The organism is Microbacterium sp. H6 (genome assembly GCF_003314775.1).
Classification (GTDB): domain Bacteria; phylum Actinomycetota; class Actinomycetes; order Actinomycetales; family Microbacteriaceae; genus Microbacterium; species Microbacterium oxydans.
The window spans coordinates 19,942-21,874 of the sequence record NZ_QOAY01000288.1; the positions used below are offsets into that span (position 1 = coordinate 19,942).

Sequence of the window (1,933 nt, forward strand, 5' to 3'; positions counted from 1 at the left end):
TCACGACACCCCAGTTGCCGAGCCAGACGACGAGCAGCGCTGCAAGAGCCCCGACGCCTCCTGCCGCGGGGAGCGTCAGCAGCCAGCCGACACCGATACGGCCGGCGGTCCGCCAGCGAACGGTGGAGCCACGACGTCCGAGACCGGAGCCGATGACCGAGCCGGAGGCCACCTGCGTCGTGGAGAGGGCGAAGCCGAGGGCGCTGGAGGCGAGGATGGTGGCTGCGGTCGAGCTCTCCGCAGCGAAACCCTGCGCCGGCTTGACGTCGGTGAGCCCTTTGCCGAGGGTGCGGATGATGCGCCAGCCGCCAAGGTAGGTGCCGAGAGCGATCGTGAACGCACAGGCGATGATGACCCACAGCTCGGGCTCGTGGTGCGCTCCCGACTGCCATCCGATGGTGATCATCGCCAGCGTGATCACACCCATCGTCTTCTGCGCGTCGTTCGTCCCGTGCGCGAGCGCGACGAGGGACGAAGTGAAGATCTGCCCCCACCGGAAGCCATCGCGCCCATCGGGCTTCCCGTCGTAGCGACGGGTGATCGAGTAGGCGATCTTGGTGGCCGCGAATGCGATGAGGCCGGCGGTGACAGGGGCGATCAGAGCCGGGAGCACGATCTTCGAGAGCACCATGCCGAAGTCGATCCCGCTGATGCCCGCGCCGACCATGGTCGCGCCGATCAGTCCGCCGAAGAGGGCGTGGGACGAGCTCGACGGCAGACCGAGCAGCCAGGTCAGCATGTTCCAGGTGATGGCGCCGATCAGTCCGGCGAAGATCAGCGACAGGAACAGGTCGGTCCCCGCGTCTATGATCGCGTCTTCGCGGATGATGCCACCGGAGATCGTCTTGGAGACCTCCGTCGACAGGAAGGCGCCGACGAGGTTGAGGACCGCGGCGAGGAGGACGGCGGTCTTGGGCTTCAGCGCACCTGTGGCGATCGGCGTCGCCATGGCGTTCGCCGTGTCGTGAAAGCCGTTGGTGAAGTCGAAGAAGAGTGCCAGCGCGATGACAAGCACGACGATGAGGGCTGCGGTTTCCACCGTTCGCTTTCGGTCGTTGAGGAAGAAGGAGATGTCGACGTGATCGACGTGACGAACGAAGAGTTCACCGTGGGTTTGACTTCCGTTAACCGGCCCCGGTAAATCCTCCCACCCTCCCCCGTGCCGGTCAACTCGACCTGGGATAGCGTGAGACGGTGACTGATGCCCCCGCCACCGACCGCCGTTCGACGCTCCGCACCCACCACGGCGATACCTTCGATGATCCATACGAATGGCTCCGCGCCAAGGATTCCGCGGAGGTCATCGCCCATCTGGAAGCGGAGAACGCCCACACCGATTCCGAGACCGCACATCTCTCCGCGCTCCGCGAGACGCTGTTCCAGGAGATCAAGGGACGGGTGCAGGAGACGGACCTTTCCGTCCCCACCCGCCGTGGTGACTGGTGGTACTACAGCCGCACCGAAGAGGGCGCGCAGTACGGCATCCACTGCCGCGCGGCCGCCGAGCCCGGCGACTGGACTCCCCCGCGCCTCGAACCGGGAGTCCCCGTCCCCGGCGAGGTCGTGCTCCTCGACGGCAACCACGAGGCCGAGGGCCACGAGTTCTTCTCGCTCGGCGCCTTCGACACCTCCGACGATGCGACGAAGCTGCTCTGGTCCACGGACTTCGAGGGCGACGAGCTCTACACGGTGCACGTGCGCGACCTCGCCACCGGCACCACCCTCGACGACGAGATCCCGAACACGGGCGGCGCCTTCTTCACCCCGGACGGCACCGGTGTGCTCTACACGACCCGTGACGAGGCCTGGCGCCCCGATACCCTGTGGCTGCACCGACTCGGCACCCCGGTGTCCGAGGATGTGAAGCTCTTCCACGAACCCGACGAGAAGTTCTGGCTCGGCGCCGGGATCACCCGCAGCCGCCGGTACCTGG

General features: G+C 66.8%; 1 protein-coding gene and 1 pseudogene. One reads left to right on the forward strand and one right to left on the reverse strand.

Translation table 11 applies throughout. The annotated features are described in order from the left end of the window. On the reverse strand, positions 1–1,039 hold a 1,039-nt coding region (locus DSP71_RS18600; protein WP_258546546.1), incomplete at its 3' end, for an inorganic phosphate transporter. 155 nt (positions 1,040–1,194) lie between these two features. Here DSP71_RS18600 and DSP71_RS24300 point away from each other — a divergent pair. Next, a pseudogene (locus tag DSP71_RS24300) lies at positions 1,195–1,933 on the forward strand (oligopeptidase B); the annotation flags it as partial.